Raw genomic sequence first — 26072 nt, 5'->3', positions numbered from 1 at the left:
CTTATCACAGGAAGAAGTATCGCTAATAAAGAATCAGATTCCCGTGAAAATGACACCTTCCCCCATCGAAAGGAAGAGGCCATGCCACCCGACGCCGTTGTATCCGCCATCAACCCGCCGCGTACCGCCCGGGACGGCCTTGCACTCACCGCCGTGTGCCTGGTGGCGCTGATGTTCGGGCTGGAGATTTCCAGCGTGCCGGTCATCCTGCCCACCCTTGAGCAGCAACTGGGCACCGGCTTCCAGGACGCCCAATGGATCATGAACGCCTACACCCTGGCCTGCACCAGCGTGCTGATGGCCGCCGGCACATTGGCCGATCGTTTTGGCCGCCGACGCATGCTGGTGCTGTGCCTGTGGGTATTCGGGCTGGCTTCGCTGGCCTGCGGGCTGGCGAACGATGCGTCCACGCTGATCGCGGCGCGTTTTGTCCAGGGCGTGGGAGGCGGGGCGATGATGATCTGCCAGTTCGCGATCCTTTCGCACCAGTTCCGCGAGCCGGCGGCCCGGGCCCGGGCCTTTGCGGTGTGGGGCGTGATCGCCGGGGTGGGCCTGGGTTTCGGGCCGATGGTGGGGGCATTGATCCTGGCGGTGGCGGATTGGCGCTGGGTGTTCCTGGTGCATGTGCCGTTGACCTTGTTCACTCTGGTGTTGCTGCGCATCAGCGTGCAGGAATCCCGTGACCCGGCGGCCCATCGCCTCGATATAGCCGGTATGGCCACCCTCACCCTGGCAGTGTTCGCCCTGGTTTATTTCATCACCCAGGGCACCGAGAGCGGCTTTGCCACCCCGGCCATGCTCGGCTGGGCCGGACTGTCGGTGGGCAGCCTGTTGTTGTTCGTGGTTGTCGAGCGGCGCAGCCTGCATCCGATGTTCGACTTCTCGGTGTTTCGCATCCCGCGCTTCAACGGCGCGCTGATGGGCTCGATCGGCATGAACTTCAGCTTCTGGCCCTTCATGATCTACCTGCCGCTGTATTTCCAGGCCGGCCTGGGCTACGACACCATGCTCACCGGGCTCGCCCTGCTCGCCTATACCCTGCCCACGTTGGTGGTGCCGCCGCTGGCTGAACGCCTGGCCCTGCGCTATGGCGCCGAACGCATCATTCCATTGGGCCTGGGCCTGATGGGCGTGGGGTTTGTGACAATGGCGGCGATCAATCATAGCGGCCAGCCCGGTGTGGTATGGGTCCTGATCGCCTGTGGGATTGCCGGCAGCGGCTTGGCGTTTACCAACTCGCCCACCACCAACACCACCACCGGATCAGTTTCATCCGACCGCGCAGGGATGGCCTCGGGCATCGACTTCAGTGCACGGCTGATCACCCTGGCGCTGAATATCGCGTTGATGGGGTTGGTGTTGATACTCGGGATCGCTCATTACCTGGCTGGCGTATTGCCCGACACCGCGCAACTGGCCACCCTCAGTCAGGACATCGCCGCCGGCAGGCTGGACGTGTTGCCGCAGGGCCCACTGATCGCCCAGGCCGCGCTGCGCAACGGTGCGGGATGGGCCATGTTGTATGCCGGCGTTGGAGCGTGCGCACTGGCGGCCTTGAGCGCCTGTTTTTTCCGGCGCAGCCCGCACTGACCTTTTGCGCATAAAAAAACGGGCCTGCATCTGCAGGCCCGTTTTCAGTGGGGTTGAAAAAAGTATCAGCTATCAGCCGTTAAGCGCAGCCTGTTCGTTTTCCAGGAATTCCTCTTCTAGCTCGGCCTCGTCGGCCTTGGTATTGGGCAGGCTTTGACCCGCGGCGCGTGGTTTGCCGCGCAGTTTGCCGTACAGATGCTCCAGGGCATGCTCCAGCTTGGTCGCTGCGCCATCGATCGCCTGTTCCAGCGTATCGGCTTTATGGAGGACCGAAAGCGGTTGATGGCCTTTTGGCCGTGCTTCCAGTCGGCAACTCAGATCGTGTGGGCCGGGCTTGTCACCGTTCTCGTCCCGCAGGTAAACCTCGACGCGGGTCAGATCTTCTTCGTAACGTTCGAGCGTGCTCTCAATGGTGGTACGTACCCACTCCTCCAGTCGGATGCTGCTTTCAATATGGTTATCGCTATTGACTTGGATTTGCATAGTTTTCCCTTATTTCAGCTAGCTCGCCGAAGGCCATTCCTGCTTCACCGGATGGATGAAAACCATGACCTCCTGATTACACAATTGAGCAGACAGAGGAACATTTCAACCCCTTTGCAAAGATAAATCCCACATTACAAATTAACCCTGACTACAACCAAAAACGCTGTTAGGGTGGGGAGTTAGTTACATCTTCTTACCGCCAACTTCCTTACAATTGCCCCTCTCCCAACGGGTGCAATCCGCGAAAAATCTCCGCTTCCTCCACCAGCCAGTCATGCACCGCCCGCACGCCCGGATGGCTCAACGCACCCGGCGCGTACAGCAGCACATAGCGTTTGTGGTTGGGAACGGCGAGGCCGAATGGCACGATCAAGGTGCCGCGTTCCAGTTCGTCATTGAGCAAGGTTCGCCGGGCAATCGCAACGCCCATGCCCGCAATCGCCGCCTCGATGGTCAGGTGGTTGCGGTTGAAGGTATGCCCGCGCCGTACGTCGGCGGCGTCATAGCCGATGGCATTCAGGTAGAACTCCCACTCTGCGTACTCATAACTCCCACGCCAGGCAGTGATGTCGTGCAGCAGCGGGAAATGCACCAGGTCAGCGGGGCCATGCAGTGGCGGTCGCCCCCGCAGCAGGCTCGGTGCGCACACCGGGAAAATCTGCTCGTCCAGCAAGGCTGTGGACAACAAGCCCGGATAGCTGCCGTCGTTAAGGTCGATGGCCAGGTCGAAGTCGCCCTCGTGCAGGGCGACGCTGCTGTCTTCGGCAACCATGCGCAGCTGGATATCCGGGAAGCGCTGCTGCAAACGCGGCAAACGCGGGGTCAGCCATTTGCCGAGAAACGACGGGATCGAGCGCAGGCGCAAGGTGCCGCTGATCATCCCGGCGTCCAGCCGCTGCAACTCGGCATCGATGCTGCCATAGGCCTCGCCCACGGTGATCGCCAACCGCTGGCCCTCTGCGCTCAGCTCAACCCCGCGTGCGCGCCGATGGAACAGGCGAAAGCCCAGACGCTCCTCCAACTGACGGATTTGCTGGCTGACCGCGCCCGGGGTGATGTGCAGTTCCTCGGCGCAGCGGGTGAACGACAAATGCCGTGCCGCGCAGGAAAAAACGTGCAACCAGACGTAGGTCTGGCCATGAAGCGGGCGAGCCATAGGGTTTAGTCCTGCTAAAGGGTGTCTTAGGATAATTCGTTGGTCAGTGCCGATCCAGAGGCTCAGTATCGCGCCAATTCCGCTTGTCCTACAAAACATGGCAGCGATTCCTACTCCATTGCTTGTAAGGGTTTAGCATGGCTATCAGTGTTTTCGATCTATTCAAAGTGGGCATTGGTCCTTCCAGCTCCCATACCGTCGGCCCGATGCGGGCCGCGGCGACCTTCGTCCAAGCGCTTATCGATCAGCAATTGCTCGACGAAACCCGTCGGGTAGAAGTGCGTTTGTACGGCTCGCTGTCCGCCACCGGTGTCGGCCACGCCACCGACCGCGCCTGTGTGATGGGCCTGATGGGCGAATGGCCAGACAGCATCGACCCCACCAGCATCGGCCCACGCATCCAGCAACTGCGCGAGTCCGGCCAATTGCTGCTCGGCGGCCGCACGTCGATTGCCTTCAATTGGCAACACGACCTCCTGCTGCTGGACGAAAGCCTGCCCTACCACCCCAACGCCATGTCCCTGCATGCCTACGGCGAAAACGGCCCGTTGAGCGAGCAAACGTACTACTCGGTGGGCGGCGGTTTCATCATCGAAGCGGCGGAAGCCGAATCCGGCATTGCGCCGGCCAGCGAAGTGGAATTGCCTTACGACTTCTCCAGCGCCGTCGAACTGCTGGCTTTGTGCAACAAGCACGGCCTGCGGGTTTCCGAGCTGATGATGGCCAACGAGCGGGCCTGGCGCAGCGATGCCAAGATCCGCAGCGGCCTGCTGCATATCTGGTCGGTGATGCGTGAATGCGTCGAACAAGGCCTGCGCCACGAAGGCATCCTGCCCGGCGGTCTGGATGTGCCACGGCGCGCCGCGAAATTGCACCGCAGCCTGCTGGAAATCGGCAAACCCAACGTCATCACCTCGACCTTGTCCGCCATGGAATGGGTCAACCTGTTCGCCCTCGCCGTCAACGAAGAAAACGCCGCCGGCGGGCGCATGGTGACGGCGCCGACCAATGGCGCGGCGGGAATCATCCCGGCGGTGCTGCACTACTACATGAAGTTCAACCCGGACGCGTCCGACGATGACGTGGTGAATTTCTTCCTGGCTGCCGCCGCCGTCGGCATCCTCTGCAAGAAAAACGCCTCGATCTCCGGCGCCGAAGTCGGCTGCCAGGGCGAAGTCGGTTCCGCCTGCGCCATGGCCGCTGCCGGCCTTGCAGACGTGCTCGGCGCATCCCCGGAGCAACTGGAAAACGCCGCCGAAATCGGCCTGGAACATAACCTGGGGTTGACCTGCGACCCGGTTGGCGGGTTGGTCCAGGTGCCGTGCATCGAGCGCAACGCCATCGCCGCGGTCAAGGCGATCAACGCCACGCAAATGGCCCTGCGCGGCGACGGCAAACACTTCATCTCCCTGGACCGGGTGATCCGCACCATGCGCGACACCGGCGCCGACATGCACGACAAATACAAAGAAACTTCACGGGGCGGCCTGGCCGTCAGCTGGGTGGAGTGCTGAGGAGCATTCCCTGATCGCCCCAACGTGAGCCCGCGCAAAAATAATAACGAGGCAATAACGATGACCGATGTACGTACACCTGCTGCCGAAAATCCCGCTGTAGACCTGACGCCGACCACCGTTACACAAGGCTGGAACAAACACGACACCACCTGGATGCTCGGCCTCTACGGCACCGCCATCGGTGCCGGCACCTTGTTCCTGCCGATCAACGCTGGCGTGGGCGGCTTCTGGCCGTTGATCGTGCTGGCGCTGCTGGCCTTCCCGATGACCTTCTTCGCCCACCGTGGGCTGACGCGCTTTGTGTTGTCGGGCAAATCGGGCGACATCACCGAAGTGGTGGAAGAACACTTCGGCATCGGCGCCGGCAAGCTGATCACCCTGCTGTACTTCTTCGCGATCTTCCCGATTTTGCTGGTGTACAGCGTGGCGCTGACCAACACCCTGACCAGCTTTATGGAACACCAACTGCACCTGGCTGCACCGCCCCGGGCAATCCTGTCGCTGGTGCTGATCCTCGGTCTGATGGCCATTGTGCGCTGCGGCCAGGGCGTGATTGTCAAGGCCATGAGCGTGCTGGTGTACCCCTTCGTCGCCGCCCTGCTGCTATTGGCGGTGAGCCTGATCCCCAACTGGAACGGTGCGTTCTTCGCCTCCGCCAGCGAAGGCATGCCCCTGCCGGCCTTCTTCAAGACCTTGTGGCTGGCGATCCCGGTGATGGTGTTTTCCTTCAACCACTCGCCGATCATCTCCGCCTTCGCCGTCGACCAGAAACGCGTGTACGGCCCGCAAGCCGAACGCAAAAGCAGCGGCATCCTGGCCATGGCCCACAGCATGATGGTGCTGACGGTGATGTTCTTCTGCTTCAGCTGCGTGCTGGCCCTGTCGCCGGCTGACCTCGCCGCCGCCAAGGCGCAGAACATCTCGATCCTGTCGTACCTGGCGAACCACTTCCAGACCCCGGTCATCGCCTACGCCGCACCGTTGATCGCGCTGGTGGCGATCACCAAATCCTTCCTGGGCCACTACATCGGCGCCAGCGAAGGCTTCCAGGGCCTGATCGTCAAATCCCTGCGCGGGCGCAACCGCAGCATGTCGGCCAAGTGGCTGGAGCGCTGCACCGCGCTGTTCATGGTGCTCACCTGCTGGGCCGTGGCCACCTTCAACCCGAGCATCCTCGGCATGATCGAAACCATGGGCGGGCCGATCATCGCCTGCCTGTTGTTCTTGATGCCGATGTACGCCATCCGCCGAGTGCCATCCCTGCGCCAGTACTCGGGCCAGGCGTCCAACGTGTTTGTGGTGTTGATCGGTTTGATTGCGCTGTCTGCGATCGTTTTTTCGGTCATGCCCTGAAACGGATCACCGAACTCAAAAACACCACCCACCCAATGTGGGAGCGGGCTTGCTCGCGAAAGCGGTCGTTCAGCCGAGCAATCATTGGCTGACACACCGCATTCGCGAGCAAGCCCGCTCCCACAGTGGAAATTTGATGGCAGGCAGATTGCTGTACGGCACGCCCCTTGCTGTACAGCTACTGAGGAAAACGGACCTTGTGAAAACCTCAGCGAGCGAATGGCCGGTGGTCAGGAAACGCGAACTAATCCCGACACCGGTCGTCAATGACTGCATGTTCTTATCAGGCGGTAACGCACCATGGACAACCCTTTTCAGATCATCACCGACACCTTCGCCCCGAAATACCGGGTCAATTTAAGCATCCAGCGGCTGGACGGCAGCATCATGCTGACCCTGTCCGATGAAGACGGCGTCGTGGCCAAACGCATGATCAGCGCCGAACAACGCAACGACCCCCAGCGCCTGAAACGGCTGGTGCAGAGTGTGCAATTCGGGATTGCGATCGAGCAGGGGCACAGCGCGATGGAGATATTGGCGGTGATGACCGATGGGGACAGCCACCAGGTACTGCAGCGGCCGCCGGTCAGCAGGCCGCCGCTCAACGCAGGGTTCTAGAGCTCGCCCTTCTCTGTTTCAAGGCTCGCTTCACCCTTGCGGCGCGGGCCTTCGACCTTCACCGACGGAAATGCCGACGACGCATACCGCACCACCAGAATCGCGAACGCCAGCAGCAGAATCCCACCGCACAGGTAGATGATGCCGATGTCGGGCGGGTTGTGGTGGGACACGTTGGAAATCAGCAGACGGGTCAGCGCCGTGATCGCCACGTAGATCAGGAAACGCACCGGCATGTGGTTGGTCTTGAAATAAATCCCGACCATCGCCCCCAATTCCAGGTAGATGAACAGCAGCAAGATGTCATCGATCTTGATGTGCCCCGTCTCCAGCATCCCCAGAAATTCCATCACCGCGGCATAGGCGGTCACCGCACCAATGGCGAACAGTGCCAGGTAGTGGAAGGTCTCGACGAACAGATTTCCCAAGGACTCGGCCAGTTGGTGCACGGTCTTGCGCAGGTTTTCAGCCCAGTTGATTTTCACGATGATGCTTCCTTAGGTCGGCTCGACCGGATAATGCGGGTTGGACGTGACGGTTTCTCTGCATGCAGAAAAAAGGCCAGGGAACAGGAAGTGAGATGGTGGCGGGGTGATATGAGGCACTTATCTTGCTGCTTGATGATCGTTCCCACGCTCCGCGTGGGAATGCCGCCCCGGACGCTCCGCGTCCCATGCCCCAGGGTTTCGGGTAGAGGTGACGCGGAGCGTCACGGTATGCATTCCCACGCAGAGCGTGGGAACGATCCAGGTGACCGGGTGATTCAGGTCAGGTCGGGGCGACTTGATCCAACGCTTGATCGACCAATAAACCACTCATTTCCAGCAGTTGATGGATCGCCAGAAGCAAACTTCGCTGTGGTCCTTCAAGCTCAAAAGCCAGGCTACTGGCCATTTCACGGGCACTGTTCAAGGTTTCGCTGGCATTGGCGAGTAATGTTTCAGTGTCAGTATTTGGGGTCACAGCGAAAAGCGCGGTAGGCGGCTTTATAGGCGATTCAGAAAAACAGGCAGTCATTTTTACCATGGTGCATTCCTTGGATTTACAAGATGTTTGCTCCTTAAATTCGAGCCGCCAAACTCGTATACCGCATAAGCGAAGCCCGGAGAAGGTAAGCCACTGAATGACGCTCCTGCAACCCCACCAACCTGTGAGAAGTTTCCGATAGGGCAAACCAGCATTTGCCAGCTACATTGAAAAGCCACTACCCAAAGCCCATGGATTGGCTTATGCTTTTAGCTGTATATAAATACAGTAGTCGCGAGAACGCTTGGCGACATTCGAACCAAGGGCAACTCCCTTCAATACTGCACCGATGACGAGGCCGAAAAATGGCTGTTGAAACCCTGTATCGCAGTACCCGTGACCTGGAGACTACATTCGTGGATCGCAAACTTGCCGACGCACACGACCAGATGCTTGAACTGGCAGAGTCCCTGATGGAAGTGCTGTTGAAAAACGTCGAAGGCTTGAGCGAGAAGCAGGCTGAAGATGCCGGTATTTTCATGGCCAAGAACCGCGCGGCGTTTGCGGCGGCGTTCAAGAACAATGCGAGTGCATTGGCGGAGATTGGGCAGCCAGCGGCTGAGTGATGCATTGCCAGTAGTGGCGAAAGGGCTTGCTGTGGCAGAGGGCGCTTGCTTGTAGCTAGGGAGCTTGTTGTGGCGAGGGAGCTTGCTCCCGCTGGGCTGCGCAGCAGACCCAAAAGCTTGGGAGCGCTGCGCACTCCAGCGGGAGCAAGCTCCCTCGCCACAGCAAGCTCCCTCGCCACAGGTTATGCGTTGATGCCTTTCACATGTGTCATGCCTGCCACAAGGTCTTGCCGAAGAACGTCAACGTGCGGTCCCACGCCAGTTGCGACCAGGCGGCATCGTATTGCGTGTCTGCAATCCGACCATCACCAATCGCCGTCTCGTTGGCAAACGCATGGCGCGCCAGGTAGCGATGGAAAGTCGCGTCCACACCCGCAGCATGCAGTTTTGACTCCAGCTCCGCCACGGTGTCGATATTGAAGAAGGCATCCTGCGTGCCCCAATGCCCGATCAGCGGCGCCTTGATCTTCGAAGCATCCAGATACTCCAGCGGCGGGAAGCCGTACCACACCACGCCCGCAGCGACTTCCGGAATCGCGTTCAACGCCAGCAACGTCAACGCCCCGCCCATGCAGTAACCGGTCACACCGACTTTTTTCGAATCCGCCTGCAAGTACTGCACAGCACCCTTGATGTCCTGAGAAACCGCGTCACCAAAATCCAGCCCATCCATCAGGTGGTGAGCCTCTTCCTCTTCCACGGTCGACGCGCCGCGATAAAGGTCCGGCACCAACACGCGGTAACCGCATTCGGCCAGTCGATTGGCCACGCCCTTGATCTGATCGTTTACGCCCCACCATTCCTGGATCACCACGATCGCCGGCGCGCCTTCGAGTACGGCCGGGCTGGCCAGGTAGCCGTTGACGTCAGCGCCATCCGGGCGTTTGAAGGTAATCATGCGCCCGCTGGAGCGCCCTGCTGTTTGTTTGGACATGCCAACCTCGTTCTGGTGGGTTTGAAAAAGTAAGCCTGCAACAGAGATATCTGTATTTACCCGTGAACGCCACTGCGGGTGTATCAGAGTGTGTATGGATGCCCCTGAGATACACACGTACCGGCAATCGCGGCAGCGCGACACACGACAGATACACATCGGCGCTTAAGTGATGAAGCCTGTTCAACATTCAATCACCCAGGGCCCGGAAAATAAAATGAATAACCTCCCATCTGTCGACCGTCTCACCGTCACCTCCTACACCAATGGACTGCTCGGCCCCAGCCAGAAAATGCTCGGCCCGCTGGCCGACGGTGGCACCTTGATCACCGGCACCCCGCCCGGTTGCTGGGGCCCGATGATCACGCCGGCCTTTGAGGGTGGCCATGAAGTGACCCAGCCCGTGTTCATCGCCGGCGCCGACATCGGCGACGCGGTGGCGCTGAAGATCAAGCGCATGCGCGTCACCTCCCTGGCCACGTCCTCGGGGGTCATGAGTTTTGTCGAAGGGCGTTACCACGGCGACCCGTTCGTCGCGAAGTTCTGCTCCAACTGCGGGCAAGAGCATCCCGCCAGCCACGTCGAAGGCATTGGCGATGACGCCATTCGTTGCGATGCCTGTGGCGCCGAGGTCAGTGCGTTTCGTTTCAGCAATGGTTACGTGATCGTTCTGGATGCCGAGCATCAGGTGAGCCTGACGGTCAACCAGGCCGTGGCGGATCGCCTGGCCGGCAAGGCATCGGACATGTCGGCGCTGCCCGAACTGTCTGCCCAGCACTCGATCCTGTCCCTGGCCCGCGCCGATATCCCGGGCCTGGCCGCGCATATGCGCCCATTCCTGGGCAACATCGGCACCACGCCTTCACGGGATCTGCCGGATTCCCACAACTGCGGCGACTTCGGCCAGTACCTGGTGGGCGCGCCCCATCGCTACAGCATGACCCACGATGAACTGCACGCCGCGAAAACCGATGGCCACATGGACACCAATTCCGTGCGCGAAGGCTGCATCCTGATCTGCCCGGTGAAGGTCCCCGGCGCCGGGGTGTACATGGGCGATATGCATGCTCAACAGGGCAATGGCGAAATTGCCGGGCATGCCACCGATGTGTCGGGGGAAACCGAACTGACGGTGCAGGTGATCAAGGGCCTGAGCCTGGACGGGCCGATCCTGCTGCAAAACCTCGATGACCTGCCGCCCATGGCGCGCCCGATGACCGCGGAGCAACGCCTGCGGGTGAAGGCACTGGGGGAGCGCTGGGGCCAGGTGGAGATCGAGGAGAACGCGCCCATCACCTTCATCGGCAGTGGGACCAATCTCAACGTCGCGACAGACAATGGACTGGAACGCGCCGCCGCCGTGACCGGGCTGCCGCTCGACGAAGTGCGCAACCGCGCGACCATCAACGGCTCAATTGAAATCAGCCGCCTGCCGGGAACCGTGCGGGTCACGATTCTGTGCCCGATGCACATCCTTGATCGTATGGGCGTGGGCCAACTGGCCCGGGAGAAATATCAGCTTTGACCCGCCTCAGCGGTACAGCAAGCGCTCCGCCAGCTCATCCGCTACCCGCGCGGGTGAGCGTTTTTCAGCCTGGGCATGGGCGAAGATCTCGGTCAGGCGTGTGCCGATGTTCGACAAGTGCGCGGTGATGGTTTCCAGCTCCGCGCCGCCGTGCTTGAGGGCCACGTAGATCAGCCCACCGGAGTTGATCACGTAGTCCGGCGCGTAAAGAATCCCACGCCCTTCCAACTGATCGGCCACTTGCAGGTTGGTCAGTTGCGCACTGGCGGAGCCGGCCACCGCTGCGCATCGCAACTGCGCGACCGTGTAGCGGTTGAACACCGCGCCCACACCGCAGGGCGCAAGGATATCGCACGGAGTGCTGAGCAAGGCTTCGTTGGCAATCGGGTGCGCACCCAGTTGTTCCATCGCCAGTTGCACCTTGCCGTGGTCGATGTCGCTCACCAGCAATTCAGCCCCGGCGGCGTGCAGCTGCTCGGCGAGGGCATAACCGACGTTGCCCAGGCCCTGGATCGCCACGCGCAGACCTTCCAGGTTATCGCTGCCCAGGCGAGCCATCGCGGTGGTGCGGATGCCGGCGAACACGCCCATCGCCGCGTGGGGCGAGGGATCGCCGGCCGCCGTGGTGCTGGTGACATAGCGGGTCTGCTGGGCGATGCAATCCATGTCGGCCACCGAGGTGCCGCTGTCGATGGCGGTGATGTAGCGGCCATCCAACTGCTCGATGCAGCGGCCGAAGGCTTCAAACAATGCCGCGCGGCTTTCCACATGGGCGGGGCGGATGATCACCGCATTGCCGCCACCCACCGGCAAACCGGCCAGCGCGGCCTTGTAGCTCATGCCCTGGGCCAGGCGCGCGGCATCCGCCACGGCACTTTCATCGTCGGGGTAAGAGAGGTAGCGGCAGCCTCCAAGGGCGGGACCCAGGCGGCTGTTGTGGATGGCAATGACCGCCTTCAACCCGGTGGCCGGGTCAACGCTCAGGTGCAGCGATTCAAGGCGGGTGCTGTGCATGAGCGCAAACATCGTCAAGCTCCCGAATCACTTCTGGTAGGCGCCAAGTATAGGACTGCCAGCGAAACCCTGCTGAAGCGCGCAGGAATAAGACCACCGGTTTTAAAGGGTTTGCGACATAAACAGGTAGGACCTGTCTTAAGGCACTGGACGAAAGTTCACAGCAAGGCTAAAACGAGACATCCGCCGGAGAACCCAATGAAGCCCCGCGACGCCTTTTTTGCCTGCCTGGAACGCTCACCGCCCGCGCTGTTTGAAGCCGCGCTGTGGATGGCGGCCGAGCACGACCCGGCGGTGGACCCCTTGGCCATCCTGCAGGACTTCAAGGTATTGCAGCAATTGGTCAGCCTCAGCATGCCGATGCTGCCGGCGGATGAACTCGGACAACCGTTGCTGCGGCGCATGAACGACCTGGGGTTCGCCCAGGATGACCACACCCCGCTGCGCCCCGCCGCCGCGCTGCTGGACAAGGTGTTGAAGCGTAAACGCGGGCAGCCGCTGGCTCTCGGGCTGATTGCCCTGGAGCTGGCGCGGCGCCTGGACATTCCGCTGGTGGGCGTCAACTTCCCGGGGCACTTCCTGTTGCGCGTGCCGGGCGCCGATCACCTCCTCGACCCCTGCGGCGGCCGACGCCTGTACCCCAACGATTGCCGCGACCTGCTGACCCGCCAGTACGGGCCCAATCTCAAGTTGCAGGCCGACCACCTGCACACCGCCGAGCCGCGATCGATCCTGCAACGGCTGTCGCGTAATCTGCGCCAGTTGCACCTGTCCAACGACGACCACCTGGCGGCTCTGGTGGATGCCGAACGCGTGCTGGAGCTGGGCAATGCCAGCGCCGCCGATTACCTGGCCCGGGCCAGTTTGTATCAGCGCCTGGATTGCCCAAACGCCGAGCGTTTTGACCTGGAACACGCGTTGATGCTCAGCGAAGACCCGATCCAGCGTCTACGCCTGACCGAACGGCTGGGGCATTTGCCGCCGAACTCTGTGGTGCATTGACTGGCGAGCGCACCTGGATAATCAACAACGCCGCTATCACCGCCGGAATCGCGCAGAAGAAGAAAATCTGCTGCACCGGTATGTGCATCGCCAGCAGCAGGCTGCCGAACAGCGGCCCCAGGATCGACCCGAACCGCCCGACACCCAGTGCCCAGCCTGTACCGGTGGCCCGCACGTGAGCCGGGTAGAAGTTGCTGGCGAATGCATTGAGGGTTAGTTGGCCGCCGATGATGCAGAAGCCCGCCGCAAACACGCAGGCCACCAGATAGCGCGGATTGTCGTGATTCAGCCCCAGCAGGATGGTGCACACCGCAGCCGCTGCCAGCACGCCGGACAGTAGGCGCACTTTGCTTTTGAGCCGGTCGGCAAACCAGGCCATGCCGATGGCGCCCAGTGTCCCGGCGAACAGGAACATCGAGGTCACCAGATTGGCTTCGTTCAGGCCCAGGCCGCTTTCCAGCAACAGCGAAGGCAGCCAGCTGATCATGAAATACAGCAGGATCAGGCTGACAAAAAACGTTGCCCACAGCAGCAAGGTCGGGCGCGCATAACCATGGCGGAACAGCTCCACCACCGTCAGTTTGCTGCCTTGCTCCTGGCGGTTTTCAGCCTCGCTCGCTGGCGGCGGTTGCCAGCCTGGCAGCATTCGCGCGGTGACTTTTTGCAGGCGCGCATACGGCGGTGCATCACGCAGCAGGCGTGGCAGGGATTCGGGCAACATCCAGGCAAGAAACGGAAACAACAGCAATGGCGTCACACCACCGGCGAGGAACACCGCCTGCCAGCCGAAACTGTCGATAAACCCGGCCGCGACAAAACCTCCGGCCGCACCGCCGAAAGAAAAGCCACAGGCGGCGAGCGTCACCATCAATGTTCGCAGGCGGGGTGGTGAGTATTCCGACATGAGGGCCATGGCGCTGGGCATTGCACCGCCCATGCCGATGCCGCAGATAAAGCGGGCGGCCATCAAGGTATTGAGAGAGTTGGCGAACACCATCAGCACCGTGAGGCTGGCGTAGATCAACACACAGCACAGCAGGATTCGCCGCACCCCGAAGCGATCCGCCAGCGGCGTGACGGCCAGGGAGCCCAGCGTCAGCCCCAGCAGGTTGGCGCTGAACACCGGGCCGAACGCGGCTTTTTCCAAGCCCCAGTCCTTGGCCAGCGCCGGTACTACGTAGCCCAGGACTTGGGCGTCGTAGCCGTCGGTGACCAGCAACAGTGCCAGCAACAGGAGAATCAACCACTGATAGCGCGACACCGGACGGGCGTCGAGTGCCGCACGAAAGCTGGCAATCTGATTGTGCATCGCAAGGGACCTGTATTGTTTTTATATATTTTGGACACGCTGAAGATCACATGTGGGAGCGGGCTTGCTCGCGAAAGCGGTATGCCAGTCAATACATCTGCTGACTGATACACCGTATTCGCGAGCAAGCCCGCTCCCACATTTGGCCGGTGTGAGCCTGGAGATTTATGGGGTATCCGGTTGGTTGGCGGGATGAGCCGCCATGAACGCCGGATGCTGCGCCGCCAACCCCGCCACCCGCTGAATGCGCGGGTACGCCGCCAGCGACACCTTGAACCGCTCGGCCGCATACAACTGTGGAATCAAGAACGTATCCGCCATCCCCGGCTGCTCGCCAAAGCAATAACCCTGATCACCAATCAACTGCTCCACCGCCGCCAGGCCCTGGCTGATCCAGTGCCCGATCCACTCCAGCACCTGCGCTTCATCGTGCCCCCATTGCTTGAGCAGATTCTGGGTACTGGAGTTGTGCAGCGGGTGGATGTCGCAACCGATGATCGACGCCACCGCGCGCTCATGGGCGCGGGTTGCCAGATCCGTGGAGAGCAACGGCACCTGTGGATAATGTTCCTCCAGGTACTCGATGATCGCCGGCGACTGAATCAACACATCACCCTCATCGGTGCGCAAGGCCGGCACGCGACCTTGCGGGTTGATCGCCAGGTACTCCGGCTGATGGTTGGCGCCGCCCTTGGGCACCAGCAGGTTGACCGGCACGGCGGTGAAGCCCAGGCCCTTGAGGGCCAGCGCGATCCGCACCCGGTAGGACGAAGTGGAGCGGTAGTAGGTATAGAGTTCCATGGCCCTGCCCTCTCAGCGCGCCGCGACCACGGTACCCCGGCATTCGCCGAAGCCGATGGAGGCAAAACCGTCGCGGGTGCAGCGGGCACGCAGGATGATTTCGTCGCCGTCTTCGAGGAATTTCCGCACCTCGCCGGAGGCCAGTTCGATCGGCTTTTTACCGCCCTCGGTGATTTCCAGCAGGCTGCCGAATTGCCCGGCTTCCGGCCCCGACAAGGTGCCCGAACCGAACAGGTCACCCGCCTGCAACTGGCAACCATTGACGCTGTGGTGCGCAACCATTTGCGCGACGGTCCAGTACATGTGTTGGGTGTTGCTCAGGGTCAGGCGATGGGCCGGCAGGTTCTGCTCGCGCATCGAGGCGGTGGTCAGCAGCACTTCCAGTTCGATATCAAAACCACCGGCCGCCTGGTCGCGCTTGTCCAGCAGGTATGGCAGCGGTTGTGGGTCGCCTTCAGGGCGCACCGGTTGTGCCTTGCGGAACGGTTCCAGGGCTTCAGCCGTCACCACCCATGGCGAAATGCTGGTGATGAAACTCTTCGACAGGAACGGGCCCAGCGGCTGGTATTCCCAGGCCTGGATATCCCGCGCCGACCAGTCGTTGAGCAGGCAGAACCCGGCGATGTGATCAGCCGCGTCGCCGATGGCAATCGAGTCGCCCATGGCATTGCCCTGGCCGATCCAGATGCCCAGCTCCAGCTCGTAGTCCAGGCGTGCGCAGGGGCCAAAGGTCGGCTCGGTCTGGCCGGCTGGCAGGGTCTGGCCTTTCGGGCGGCGGACCTCGGTGCCCGACGGGCGAATCGTCGACGCGCGGCCGTGGTAGCCGATCGGCACATACTTGTAGTTGGGCAGCAGCGGGTTGTCCGGGCGGAACAGCTTGCCGACGTTTTGCGCGTGCTCGATGCCCACGTAGAAGTCGGTGTAGTCGTTGATCCTGGCCGGCAGGTGCATCTGGCAATCGGCAGCCGGGTGCAGCGCAGCTTGCAGTTTGCCTTGCTGTTCGCTGCCTTCGGCCAACAGTTCCAGCAGGCGTTCACGCAGGGCCACGCGCGGGCCACGGCCGAGTTCGAAAAATGCGTTCAGTTGGCCGCCGGCGGTGGCTTCAACGGCCCGGCGGGCTTCGCCTTCAAAGCATTCCAACGCGGCGTGCAGATCAAGAATCTGCTCGCCAATCGCCACGCCACTGCGCGGTGCCGAGCCATTAAGGCTGAACACCCCCAACGGCAGGTTTTGCAGCGGGAAATCCCGGTGACCGTTGGCGGAAACCACCCAACTGCGGGTGAGATTAGGCTGCGTCATGGGTTATCTCCGATTCGGGTTGAAGGTTGCGGGCAGTGAGGCCCAGCAAGCGTCGTAGGAAGGTTGCAGCTGCGAGCATTCAAGGGCGAACTGGGTGGGACGCAGCACCTGGCTGGTCTCGAACATGAACGCCATGGTGTTATCAATCTTGTGGGGCTCAAGCGTCGCGTTGATGGCTTTGGTGCAGGTCTCGCCATCCGGGCCGTGGGCGCTCATGCAGCTGTGCAACGACGCGCCGCCGGGCACGAAGCCTTCGGCCTTGGCGTCGTAGGCACCCTGGATCAGGCCCATGTATTCGTTCATCAGGTTGCGGTGGAACCACGGTGGCCGGAAGGTGTTTTCGGCGACCATCCAGCGGGGCGGGAAGATCACGAAGTCGAGGTTGGCCAGGCCGTGCACGCTGGTGGGCGAGGTCAATACGGTGAAGATCGACGGGTCCGGGTGATCGAAGCTCACGGTGCCGATGGTGTTGAAACGACGCAGGTCGTATTTGTACGGCACGTTGTTGCCGTGCCACGCCACCACGTTCAGCGGCGAATGGTCGAGCTGGCAGCCCCACAGTTCGCCGAGGAATTTCTGCACCAGCGTGGTCGGTTGCTTGAGGTCTTCGTAATGGGCGACGGGGGTGAGGAAATCCCGTGGGTTGGCCAGGCCGTTGCTGCCGATAGGACCAAGGTCCGGCAGGCGCAGTGGCGCGCCATGGTTCTCGGCGACGTAACCGCGGGCCTGGGCATCCAGCAGTTCGACGCGGAATTTCAGGCCCCGGGGCAGCACGACGATTTCCAGTGGCTCGACTTCCAGCACACCCAGTTCGGTCGCAATGCGCAGGCGGCCCTGCTCGGGAACGATCAACAGTTCGCCGTCCGCGTTGAAGAACACGCGGTCCATCGAACGGTTGGCGCGGTAGTTGTAGATGCTGATGCCCGAGGGTTTTTCCGATCCGGAATTGGCGACCATGCCTACAAGGCCATCGACGAAATCTGTCGGCTCACCCGGAATATCCAGCGGGTTCCAGCGCAGGCGGTTGGGCGTCACAGCGCCCAGCGGTCCACCGGCCAATTGCCGTTCCAGCTTGACGAACGCCGGGTGATTGGCCGACGGCTGGATGCGGTACAACCAGGTGCGCCGGGCTTCGCTGCGGGCCATGGTGAAGGCGGTGCCGGAAAAGAGTTCGGTGTACAGCCCGTAGGGCGCTTTCTGCGGGGCGTTCTGGCCGACGGGCAATGCACCGGGCAAGGCTTCAGTGGCAAATTCATTGCCAAAACCCGATTGGTATTCGAGGGTCATGGATCATCCTCTGAGCGGAAGTTGTTTTTATCGTAATCCAGTTACGCATAACGTAATTTGATACCTGTTGACCGTCAAGCTATAAAGACGCCCATTCGTCTTTCGGATTCATGCCCTCCATGGAAAAGCCGCCCGCCCCCCGCGACACCGGTAAACAGAAAGTCCGCTCGGCTGAAGTGGGCACCGACATCCTCAAGGCCCTGGCTGAACTGTCGCCGGCCACCTCGTTGTCGCGCCTGGCCGAGCACGTGCAAATGCCGGCGAGCAAGGTCCACCGCTATTTGCAGGCGCTGATTGCCTCGGGTTTTGCCGAACAGAACACCGCCACCAACCATTACGGCCTGGGCCGTGAAGCCTTGCGCGTGGGGCTGGCCGCGCTGGGCAGCATGGACGTGCTGAAAGTCGCCGCCCTGCCCCTGGCGGAACTGCGGGATGAGTTGAATGAAACCTGCTTCCTGGCCGTCTGGGGTAACCAGGGCGCGACGGTGGTGCATATCGAGCCGGCGGTGCGCGCGGTGACGGTGGTCACGCAATTGGGCTCGGTGTTGCCGTTGCTCAGTTCGTCCACCGGGCTGGTGTTCAGTGCGTTCCTGCCGTCGCGGGAAACCGTGGAGTTGCGCGAGCGGGAGATTCAGGCGGGCGTCGCCCATGCGTTGGCGGATGACCAGGAATACGCGACCACCTGTGAGCAGATCCGCCAGCGCGGCTTGCACTTTGTGCATGGTTTGCTGATGCCGGGTGTGGACGCGTTGTCGGCGCCGGTGTTCAACGCGGTCGGGCAAGTGGCGGCGGTGTTGACCGTGGTGGGGCCGACGTCGCTGTTCCATGCCGATGAAGACGGCCCGGCGGCGAAGCGTTTGCTGGCGGCGACCCAGGCGGTGAGTTGGCGCATGGGTTATCAGCCGTAACGCTCAGTATCAGGCACCCAACAGAACAAAATGTGGGAGCGGGCTTGCTCGCGAATGCAGTCTGTCAGTTAAAGCATCAGTGACTGATACACCGCATTCGCGAGCAAGCCCGCTCCCACATTTGATCGTCATTGTTTGACGAATAGTGCATGGCTTCAAGCCATCAAGCCCAGCGTCTTGGCCTTGGCCACTGCCTGGGTGCGCCGCTCCACCCCCAATTTGCTGTGAATCCTCCGCGCATGGGTTTTTACCGTGTGCAGCGAGATAAACAATTGGCTGGCAATTTCCAGATTGGAATTGCCCTGGGCAATCAGTTGCAGCACCTCAAGTTCGCGCTGGCTCAGGGGATTTTCCCCCGCCGCCGCCGGGCATTCCTGCGGTTCCAGCCCCAATGCACTCAACAACCCCGGTTGCCTGAGGCGCAGCTCGCGAATCGCCTGCTGTACCTGGCAACGCCCCGCCAGTTCCAATCCGGCTTCCAGCGAGCGCACGGCCAACGGGCGATCGCTGACTTGCCAGGCCACTTCCCCCAGCACCAAGTGCAACTCCGCTTCCAGGCACAGCATGCCCCGCTGACGGGCGGCCTCCAGTAACGCACTCAGGCGGGCGACAGGCTCTTCGGCGCGATGCAATTTCACTTCGGCCAGCACCTGCAAATATTCAAGCCTGGGGATCAACTCCAGGGTGGCCGGCGGTGCTTGTTTCGCCTTGGGGCCACGGTAGTGCCGCAGCACCCGGGTCACCGCCTCCAGGGTCAGTTCGGCGCGACCCTGTTGCAGCCAGAAATGCCCGCTGAGCAACAGCAATACGGCGCGATAGACGGTGTCGGGCACCTGGCGTTGCTGCATCAGGCGCTCAGCGTCGCGCAACTGGATAAACGCCTGGGCGTAATCGCCCTTGTTGGCGGCCAATAGCGCCAGTCCCAGGTAGCCGTAGAGCACGCGTTTGTCCTGGCTGTGCAGGCACATGCCCAGGCCGGATTCGAAGCATTCGGCGGCCACGCCGTCGTGGCCCTGGCGCAGCGCCAGGTGCCCACGTCGCAAGCAAATCCGACCCATCAACGGCCCGGCTTTAAGCCGCTGTTGCACCAGCATGCGCTGCACATTTTCCAGCAGGCTCTGGGCCCGATACGGCGCGCCGCGCTGCTCCAGCAACTGCGCATGATCGAGCTCCAACAATGCCTCCAACAGCAGTGAGCCGTGGGAGCGCGCCAGGCACAACGCCTCGCGGTTCAGCGCCTGGGCCACGTCCAGCTCGCCACGCAGCAAGGCTTGCTGGGTCAGGCCCGACAGGCACATCAGGCGCGACGTCCAGGCGCTCTCGGGCAAGTCTTGCAGGGCTTCGAGAAAATGTTCCCGGGCCCGTGCGGCTTCGCCGCCCAGATGCAACAGCCAGCCCCATTGCGCCTGCCAGCGGGCCAGCAGATAACGCTGCAGGTGCGCGGTCGGTTGCGGAGTGAAACGCGCCAGTTGGTCAATGCACAACGCCGCCTGGTCGAAACGCCCGGCAAACAGCAACGCCGCCGTGACCAAGCCCACCAGTTGCGCCGAGCCCAGCATCAATTCATCGCCATGCTGCTCATGCAGGCGCAACAACAGCACCGCATTTTGCTGGCGGAACAGGTCTTCAAAACTGAAGTGCTGCAACAGGCTCACGGCCACTTCGTACTCTTCGGCCAGCAGCGCCTGCTCAAACGCGGCCTGCCAGTCCTCGGCGGCGGTAAACCATTGGCACGCGCGCCGGTGCCAGGAGCGCCTGGCTGGCCAGGGTTCGGCGCGCATCAGTTGGGCCAGTGGCGGGAAGACTTGCAGCCAGTCGGTGGACTCCTCCCAGGGCTCGATAAAGGCACCCAGCGTCTGCAAGTCTCGCAGGTAGTCGCCACCGTCACCAAAGCCGAACAGGTGGTCACACAAGCTCGGGTTGAAGCGTGGCAGGTGCGCGAGCACGCGCCAGGCCTCAGCCAATTCCGGCGCCAGGCCCGTGAACAACTCGTGTTGCAGGTAGTCGAGCAAGGTTTTGTCCGGGTGCCCGTCGCCTTCAAGCAATCCGATACGCACTCCGGCGCACCAGCCGGCGCTGAACTGCAATACCTTGTCGGCGCTGGGCCCGGCCAAGTGCTGGATTTCGCTGGGGTCAAACGCCAACTCGGCAGCGCTGCATTCCCACAGCTCATCATCAAGCAACAGCCGGGGCCAGTTGCAGGCCGGCCGCCGCCGCGCGCCGATCCACCAGGTCAAGGCCGGGCTGCTGGCCGCCAGAATGCGGTCAAGCAACCCATCCAGTTCAGGCGCCGGCACGCGGCAGAAGTCATCGAGAAACAACCAGGCCGGCGCTTGCCAGCGGTTCAGGGCCAGCAGCAACGTGGGCTCATCAACAAAGTCGAGGCCAAGGCTTTGCGCCAGGCGCTGACACAAATCCGAGGCCACGCCATTCAGCGGCAACCAGTACACCTGGCACTGCGAAGGCGCCTGCAACGCGCACTCGGCGAGCAATGCACTCTTGCCACTGCCGGCCGGGGCGCAGAGCAACTTCACCCGTGCCGTGGCGTTGAGCAGCGGCACGGCCAGGCGCGGGCGCAACAGATGATGGGGAGACAAGCGTGGCATGAATCCAGGACGATCCAGACAACGGGTCATGGCGGTCATTACTGCGTCCCTGTTTTTTATTATTAGGCGGCGTGCGCCCTACCCTAGTCCTGTGGCTGGCGGTTGTTGAGGAGTATTCAGCAGGCTGATTGGCGGGCATAAAAAAGCCGGGAGCCAAAAGGCCACCCGGCACTCGTTCTAAAGGTGGAACACCGTAAATGTGGGAGCGGGCTTGCTCGCGAAGGCGGTGTATCAGTCACTGATGCTTTAACTGACAGACCGCCTTCGCGAGCAAGCCCGCTCCCACAGTTTCATCGCATTTCAATCAGGTTTTAGCGCACGCCTTCCGAGCGCAATGCTGCCGGCGTGTAGTCGGCCGCCTTGGCCGCAAAGCCGAACACAAAGCTGCTCTTCTCTTCGTTCTTCATGCCCAGGGCGATGTAGCGCCCGGCGATGATGTCGTACAGGGTTTCGACGGTGTAGGCCGGCACCTGATGGTCGTAGTAGAACTGCGCGTGACCTTCAGCAACACGCCACAGCTGGCCGCGGCCGTCGTAGTGGTCCACCAGCGCCACCTGCCAGCTGTCTTCGTCGATGTACATGTGGCGCTTGGCGTAGATGTGCCGCTCGCTCGGCTTGACCGTGCCGATCACTTCCCAGACCCGGTGCAGCTCGTAGCGGGTCAGGTCCTGGTTGATGTGGCCGGCCTTGATGATGTCGTCGTACTTGAGAGTCGGCGAATCGAGCTTGTAGCTGTTGTAGGGAATGTACATCTCCTTCTTGCCCACCAGCTTCCAGTCGTAGCGATCGGGAGCGCCGGAGAACATGTCGAAGTTATCCGAGGTGCGCAGGCCGTCGGCCGCAGTGCCCGGCCCGTCGTAGGCCACTTGCGGCGCACGGCGTACCCGGCGCTGGCCGGCGTTGTAGACCCAGGCCAGGCGCGGTTCCTTCACCTGGTCGAGCGTCTCATGCACCAACAGTACGTTGCCGGCCAGGCGCGCCGGGGCGGTCACCGATTGTTTGAAGAAGGTCAGTACGTTGGCGCCCTTGACCGGGTCCATGTCCGGGATCAGTTGCGGCACGGCCACTTCTTCCTCGAAACGGATCGGCGTGTAGCTGCCGTTGGTCTGCGGCGTGGCCTGGGTGATGATGCGGCGCAGGTTGCCGCCGTGGTAACGGGTGATGTGGTTCCACAGCACTTCCACGCCATTTTTCGGAATCGGGAAGGCGTAGTAGCGGTTGCCGGTGAAATTTTCCAGGCCATTGCCGTCGTTGATCGCGTGTACGTTGAGCGCGCTGCGCTTGATCGACTCGTAGATCTCCGGCGGCAGGTTGACCGTGCGGTGGGTCGGGTACACGGGGATCTTGTAGGTTTGCGGGTAGCGCTTGAACATCGCCACCTGGCCTTCGGACAGTTTGTCCTTGTACTTGTCGACCGTAGCGGCGGTGATCACGAACAGCGGCTTTTCATTGGCGAACGGGTCAGCGAGGAAACCCTTGCTGTCCACCGCCCCGGCGTTTTTCGGGATACCACCGGTCCATGCCGGGATCGAACCATCGGCGTTACCGGCCTTCTCGGCGCCCACCGGGGTCAGGGTAGTGCCGAGCTTGGCCGCTTCTTCCGGCGACACTGCGGCCATCACGTTGGCGGCCAACAGGCTCAGGGCCAACACCCCGCATTGCAGAATCATTTTGCGCATAGTCTCTTGTCCTTACTTAAGCCAAATCAGAAGTTCACGCCAAAGCTGAGGGCGATGAAGTCGCGGTCGGTGAGGGTGTTGTAGTCACCGCCAAAAAAGTCGGTGTAGCTCAGGCTCGCGGTGTAGGTGTTGCGGTAGTCCGCATCCACGCCGACGCTGATGGCCTTGGCGCCTTCGTTGAACAGGCCGTTGGGGCCGTAGCCGCTGACGTCCTGGGACCACGACACGTTGGGCTTGAGGTTGACCCCGGCGAATACGTTGTTGTAATCGAGGATGGCCCGGGCGCGATAACCCCAGGAGTTGGCCGTGACAAACCCATCGGTGTCGCCGCCGAACCCGTACTGGCCGTAGACCGAGTCACGGCCATAACGCAGCTTGGATTTCGCCTCCAGCCCGCCGACGTGCACAAAGGCCGCCTCGCCCACCAGGGTCAGGCGTTCGGCGCCCAGTACCTGGTCGAAGAATTGGGTCATGGTGCTCTGGATCTGGGTGATTTCCTTGCGGCGGTAGCCGGCGTTGTCGGCACCGAAGGAACTGCTGATCGGTGAAGCGGCGTTGCCGGCAATCGGGTTGACCAGGGCCAGCGTCAGGTCGGTGGTGTTGAGTTGTACGGGGGCATTCGGGCGGTAGCTGATTTCGCCGGTCCAGGCGGTGCCGGTGGGCAAGGTGGTCGAGAAGCTGGCACCGAACAGGCGGATGTTTTCCGGGTAGTCGAGGTAATACTGGCCGCGACCGAGCATCGTGCTTTGCGCCAGGCCGGCCCCGGTACCCGGGGCGATCCCGTTGGCCGCGTTGGCAATAGCGCCAATGGTTGCCAGGTTGGTGTTGGCGGTGATGGTACCGACGGTGGGCGTGCGGCTGTGATAGTTCATGAAGTACAGGCCGTACTCCGTGTCATCCCCCAGCCAACGCAACGCCACGCCGAACTGGCCGCCATCGCGCGCCTCGCGGTCTTTTGCACGCTGCACCACTACGCCTTCTTTCGTAACCTGGAAGCCCTGGCCAAACGCCGCCGCCACCGGTTGCAACGGCGCAATCGCCGGGCTGCCGACGGTGTAGTTGCCGTTACAGCCGTGGGCCACCACGTCGTTACCGAAGAAGGTGCCGCAGTTGTCCACCACGGTGTTTTCCCAGTTCAACTGGTAGAAACCTTCCACGCTCAACTGGTTGGTGAGGCTTTGGGAGGCGAACACCATGTTGACCGGAATCAGGCCTTCCTTGATCTCGGCGCCAGGGCGGCGGAACGCGGAAACGTCGATGGGGTTGATGCTGTTGATGGAGTTGCCGATGAACGTACTTTCCCCCCAACTGACCACCTGTTTACCGACGCGCACGTTGCCCGGCAAATCGCCGATGGAATAGTTGTGATAGACAAATGCATCGAGTAATTCGTAGCCGGAAGAGCGCGCGCCTTCGTCGCGGTGGTTATTGCTGATCTGCTTGAATTCGCGGTCTTCGTCCTGCAGTTCGAAGTCGTACCAGTACTTGCCGCGCACGAACACGCCGCTGTCGCCGTACTTGAGTTCCAGGTCGTGGATGCCCTTGAAGATCTTGGAGAAGGTCTCACCCTTCTTGAAGTTCAGGCGACCATCATCGCCGGTGGAAGCCTGGCCCGTTCCGCCGTTGGGAATGCCCACCAGCTTCTTGTCGGCATCGCGCATGCCCCAGCTGGCACCGACCGACAGCGAGGAATCGAATTGCCCTTCGATCTCGCCGATGTTGAACGAAACAGCCTGCGCCTGGGCACAGCAACCCAAAGCAACCGCAGCGGCCAGCGCCTGTGGCCTGAAGATGGCGCGCATTGTTGTTTTTGTCATGCGTCTTCCCCGGTGGTGTGACAGAAGGCCCCACCCTACTGCCCGCGATCAAGAGCGATAAGCGCACCAAGGAGGTATTCGTGTTGTCGCTCGAAAGGATGAGAGGGCGCTCTGGCCGGGGTCTTGGAGAGGCCATGGACGAGATGGATGAAGGATTATCAGGAGGATGGATGAGGTGTTATTGCCACTGTTGCGGGTTTGGTAACAGTCCTTGTCTCGAATCGCTATTTTTCATTTTGTAACAAAAGCCTATTCTTGCCTGGCTTTCAGGGCAAACCGCCCGCTTCCAGAACCTGGAAGAACAGCCAGTTTTTTATGGATTGATCAATATTTTCAATCTGTTACCGGTGTTCACTGACGTTGATTTATTGCTCCTTGATCAAACGTCTTACTTCAGCCGCTGCCTTTGCAGCGGCTTTTTTTATGCCTGAAATAAAGCGGGGCGCCATGGCGCCCCGCTTGATTAAAACTTTTTCACGTAATGATCACAGGCTGTACTTCTGCAGGTTGGCCATCATCTCCTTCAAGGCCTCGATGTTGTCCTTGGGGTGAGCGGCCCCGTCGAAGTCACAGATTTGCTGCCAGTGGGCGGCGACATCATCCGGGGAGAACCCGGCTTCAGGATCAAACCCAACCCCCAGGCTGCGCTCCCAGCGGGTCTTGCCGATCCAGCCGCCGCCCACCTCAAACAGCCCGGAGGTTTCCTGACACGCCTCGCTGCCCAGGTACACCACCAGCGGGCTGATCAATTCCGGCTTGAGGCGTTCGAAGACTTGCGGCGGGATCAGGCCTTCGGTCATACGTGTACCGCCGGTGGGGGCGATGGCGTTGACCAGGATGTTGTTCTTGCGGCCTTCCAGCGCCAGGGTGCGGGTCAGGCCGTACAGGCCGAGCTTGGCCATGCCGTAGTTGGACTGGCCGAAGTTGCCGTAGATACCGGAGGTGGAGGCGGTGAAGATCACCCGGCCGTAGGCTTGTTCACGCAGGTGGGGCCAGGCGGCGCGGGTGACTTTGTAGGCGCCTTCGACGTGTACGCGGTAGACCAGGTCCCAGTCGCTGTCTTCCATTTTGTGGAAGGTTTTGTCCCGCAGGATCCCGGCGTTGTTGACGACGACGTCGATGCGGCCGAAGGCGTCGAGGGCGTTCTGGACGATCTTGTCACCGTCGGTGACGGAGTCGTGGTTGGCCTCGGCGATGCCGCCGGCTTCGCGGATTTCGGCCACTACGCGGTCGGCCGCCGAGGCGTTGGCGCCTTCGCCCTGGGTTGAGCCGCCAAGATCGTTGACCAGCACTTTGGCGCCGTGTCTGGCGAACAGGAGTGCGTGGGCGCGGCCTAGTCCGCCGCCGGCACCGGTGACGATCACGACCTTGTCTTGGAACTGCACAGGCTCACTCATTGGGGACTCCAGGGGTGGTTAGGGGTGGATGGGTTGAGTGTCAGGCACGGGGCCTGGGGTCACAATAAATACGGCTGGGGGTGAATGGTGCGCGATAAGGCTGGGGGATGATTGGCGTGGCCGGGGGGTGGGTACATATCCGTTATTTGGGTGATGGCTGATATTGGTTCCGCTCTTACAGC

General features: G+C 61.7%; 22 protein-coding genes. 8 read left to right on the top strand and 14 right to left on the bottom strand.

Annotated elements, in window-relative coordinates:
* Positions 1 to 81: 81 nt before the first annotated feature.
* Positions 82 to 1590, top strand: a complete 1509-nt coding sequence (locus HYE77_RS21810; protein ID WP_177069315.1) for an MFS transporter — start codon at positions 82 to 84, stop codon at positions 1588 to 1590.
* 72 nt (positions 1591 to 1662) lie between these two features.
* Here HYE77_RS21810 and HYE77_RS21805 read toward each other — a convergent pair whose 3' ends face one another.
* Both HYE77_RS21805 and HYE77_RS21800 read right to left on the bottom strand, forming a co-directional pair.
* Positions 1663 to 2073: an HPF/RaiA family ribosome-associated protein gene (locus HYE77_RS21805; protein ID WP_003212772.1), complete on the bottom strand. Its 411-nt coding sequence runs from the start codon at positions 2071 to 2073 to the stop codon at positions 1663 to 1665.
* Between the two features lie 211 nt (positions 2074 to 2284).
* Complete coding sequence (locus HYE77_RS21800; protein WP_003212775.1) at positions 2285 to 3232, bottom strand: LysR substrate-binding domain-containing protein; 948 nt, start codon at positions 3230 to 3232, stop codon at positions 2285 to 2287.
* A 137-nt stretch (positions 3233 to 3369) separates the two neighbouring features.
* Between HYE77_RS21800 and HYE77_RS21795 the strand changes: the two genes are divergently transcribed.
* From HYE77_RS21795 to HYE77_RS21785, 3 genes are all read left to right on the top strand, one after another.
* A complete protein-coding gene (locus tag HYE77_RS21795) occupies positions 3370 to 4746 on the top strand; it encodes an L-serine ammonia-lyase (protein ID WP_177069314.1) in 1377 nt (458 codons plus the stop codon).
* A gap of 60 nt (positions 4747 to 4806) precedes the next feature.
* Positions 4807 to 6102: a serine/threonine transporter gene (locus tag HYE77_RS21790; protein WP_177020374.1), complete on the top strand. Its 1296-nt coding sequence runs from the start codon at positions 4807 to 4809 to the stop codon at positions 6100 to 6102.
* A 300-nt stretch (positions 6103 to 6402) separates the two neighbouring features.
* Entirely contained in the window at positions 6403 to 6720 is a 318-nt protein-coding gene (locus tag HYE77_RS21785; protein WP_003212781.1) for a DUF3509 domain-containing protein, read from the top strand.
* Here the strand turns inward: HYE77_RS21785 and HYE77_RS21780 are convergent.
* Both HYE77_RS21780 and HYE77_RS21775 read right to left on the bottom strand, forming a co-directional pair.
* Positions 6717 to 7205, bottom strand: coding sequence for a phosphate-starvation-inducible protein PsiE (locus HYE77_RS21780; protein ID WP_003212783.1), 489 nt, complete (start codon positions 7203 to 7205; stop codon positions 6717 to 6719). The genes HYE77_RS21785 and HYE77_RS21780 overlap by 4 nt on opposite strands.
* Before the next feature lie 283 nt (positions 7206 to 7488).
* Positions 7489 to 7746 carry a DUF6124 family protein gene (locus HYE77_RS21775; RefSeq protein ID WP_008438570.1) on the bottom strand — a complete coding sequence of 86 codons (258 nt, stop codon included), beginning with the start codon at positions 7744 to 7746 and terminating at the stop codon, positions 7489 to 7491.
* A 305-nt stretch (positions 7747 to 8051) separates the two neighbouring features.
* Here HYE77_RS21775 and HYE77_RS21770 point away from each other — a divergent pair, with 305 nt between their 5' ends.
* Entirely contained in the window at positions 8052 to 8312 is a 261-nt protein-coding gene (locus HYE77_RS21770) for a YebG family protein (RefSeq protein ID WP_003212789.1), read from the top strand.
* A 208-nt stretch (positions 8313 to 8520) separates the two neighbouring features.
* On the opposite strand, the gene HYE77_RS21765 is transcribed toward HYE77_RS21770, so the two are convergent.
* A complete protein-coding gene (locus HYE77_RS21765) occupies positions 8521 to 9246 on the bottom strand; it encodes a dienelactone hydrolase family protein (protein WP_087695180.1) in 726 nt (241 codons plus the stop codon).
* A gap of 217 nt (positions 9247 to 9463) precedes the next feature.
* Between HYE77_RS21765 and HYE77_RS21760 the strand changes: the two genes are divergently transcribed.
* Complete coding sequence (locus tag HYE77_RS21760) at positions 9464 to 10771, top strand: acetamidase/formamidase family protein (RefSeq protein WP_102368149.1); 1308 nt, start codon at positions 9464 to 9466, stop codon at positions 10769 to 10771.
* Positions 10772 to 10777: 6 nt separating this feature from the next.
* On the opposite strand, the gene HYE77_RS21755 is transcribed toward HYE77_RS21760, so the two are convergent.
* The gene (locus HYE77_RS21755) at positions 10778 to 11797 is read right to left on the bottom strand and encodes a Glu/Leu/Phe/Val dehydrogenase dimerization domain-containing protein (RefSeq protein ID WP_010176963.1); all 1020 of its coding nucleotides are present in this window, start codon (positions 11795 to 11797) and stop codon (positions 10778 to 10780) included.
* Positions 11798 to 11983: 186 nt separating this feature from the next.
* Here HYE77_RS21755 and HYE77_RS21750 point away from each other — a divergent pair, with 186 nt between their 5' ends.
* On the top strand, positions 11984 to 12787 hold the full coding sequence (locus HYE77_RS21750) for a SirB1 family protein (RefSeq protein ID WP_003212796.1): 804 nt from the start codon (positions 11984 to 11986) through the stop codon (positions 12785 to 12787).
* Here the strand turns inward: HYE77_RS21750 and HYE77_RS21745 are convergent.
* The 4 genes from HYE77_RS21745 to hmgA all read right to left on the bottom strand — a co-directional run bounded on the left by HYE77_RS21745 (position 12711) and on the right by hmgA (position 17483).
* On the bottom strand, positions 12711 to 14096 hold the full coding sequence (locus HYE77_RS21745) for an aromatic acid/H+ symport family MFS transporter (RefSeq protein WP_087695182.1): 1386 nt from the start codon (positions 14094 to 14096) through the stop codon (positions 12711 to 12713). The genes HYE77_RS21750 and HYE77_RS21745 overlap by 77 nt on opposite strands.
* A 165-nt stretch (positions 14097 to 14261) precedes the next feature.
* Positions 14262 to 14897, bottom strand: coding sequence for a maleylacetoacetate isomerase (gene maiA, locus HYE77_RS21740; RefSeq protein WP_177069313.1), 636 nt, complete (start codon positions 14895 to 14897; stop codon positions 14262 to 14264).
* Between the two features lie 12 nt (positions 14898 to 14909).
* Entirely contained in the window at positions 14910 to 16196 is a 1287-nt protein-coding gene (gene fahA, locus HYE77_RS21735; RefSeq protein ID WP_177069312.1) for a fumarylacetoacetase, read from the bottom strand.
* Positions 16197 to 16199: 3 nt separating this feature from the next.
* Positions 16200 to 17483: a homogentisate 1,2-dioxygenase gene (gene hmgA / locus HYE77_RS21730; protein WP_102368144.1), complete on the bottom strand. Its 1284-nt coding sequence runs from the start codon at positions 17481 to 17483 to the stop codon at positions 16200 to 16202.
* 119 nt (positions 17484 to 17602) lie between these two features.
* On the opposite strand from hmgA, the gene HYE77_RS21725 reads away from it, so the two are divergent.
* Positions 17603 to 18391: an IclR family transcriptional regulator gene (locus tag HYE77_RS21725; protein WP_008438587.1), complete on the top strand. Its 789-nt coding sequence runs from the start codon at positions 17603 to 17605 to the stop codon at positions 18389 to 18391.
* A 155-nt stretch (positions 18392 to 18546) separates the two neighbouring features.
* Here HYE77_RS21725 and HYE77_RS21720 read toward each other — a convergent pair whose 3' ends face one another.
* The 4 genes from HYE77_RS21720 to HYE77_RS21705 form a co-directional block, all read right to left on the bottom strand.
* Positions 18547 to 21036, bottom strand: a complete 2490-nt coding sequence (locus HYE77_RS21720; RefSeq protein ID WP_177069311.1) for a LuxR C-terminal-related transcriptional regulator — start codon at positions 21034 to 21036, stop codon at positions 18547 to 18549.
* Positions 21037 to 21308: 272 nt separating this feature from the next.
* A complete protein-coding gene (locus tag HYE77_RS21715) occupies positions 21309 to 22676 on the bottom strand; it encodes a DUF1329 domain-containing protein (protein WP_003212808.1) in 1368 nt (455 codons plus the stop codon).
* A gap of 26 nt (positions 22677 to 22702) precedes the next feature.
* Positions 22703 to 24493: a DUF1302 domain-containing protein gene (locus tag HYE77_RS21710; RefSeq protein ID WP_177069310.1), complete on the bottom strand. Its 1791-nt coding sequence runs from the start codon at positions 24491 to 24493 to the stop codon at positions 22703 to 22705.
* Between the two features lie 485 nt (positions 24494 to 24978).
* Positions 24979 to 25890, bottom strand: a complete 912-nt coding sequence (locus HYE77_RS21705) for an SDR family oxidoreductase (RefSeq protein ID WP_008438591.1) — start codon at positions 25888 to 25890, stop codon at positions 24979 to 24981.
* Positions 25891 to 26072 lie beyond the last annotated feature (182 nt).

The sequence above is a fragment of the Pseudomonas sp. IPO3774 genome, assembly GCF_013386835.1.
Lineage (GTDB): Bacteria > Pseudomonadota > Gammaproteobacteria > Pseudomonadales > Pseudomonadaceae > Aquipseudomonas.
This window is presented reverse-complemented; position numbering and strand designations above follow the sequence as displayed.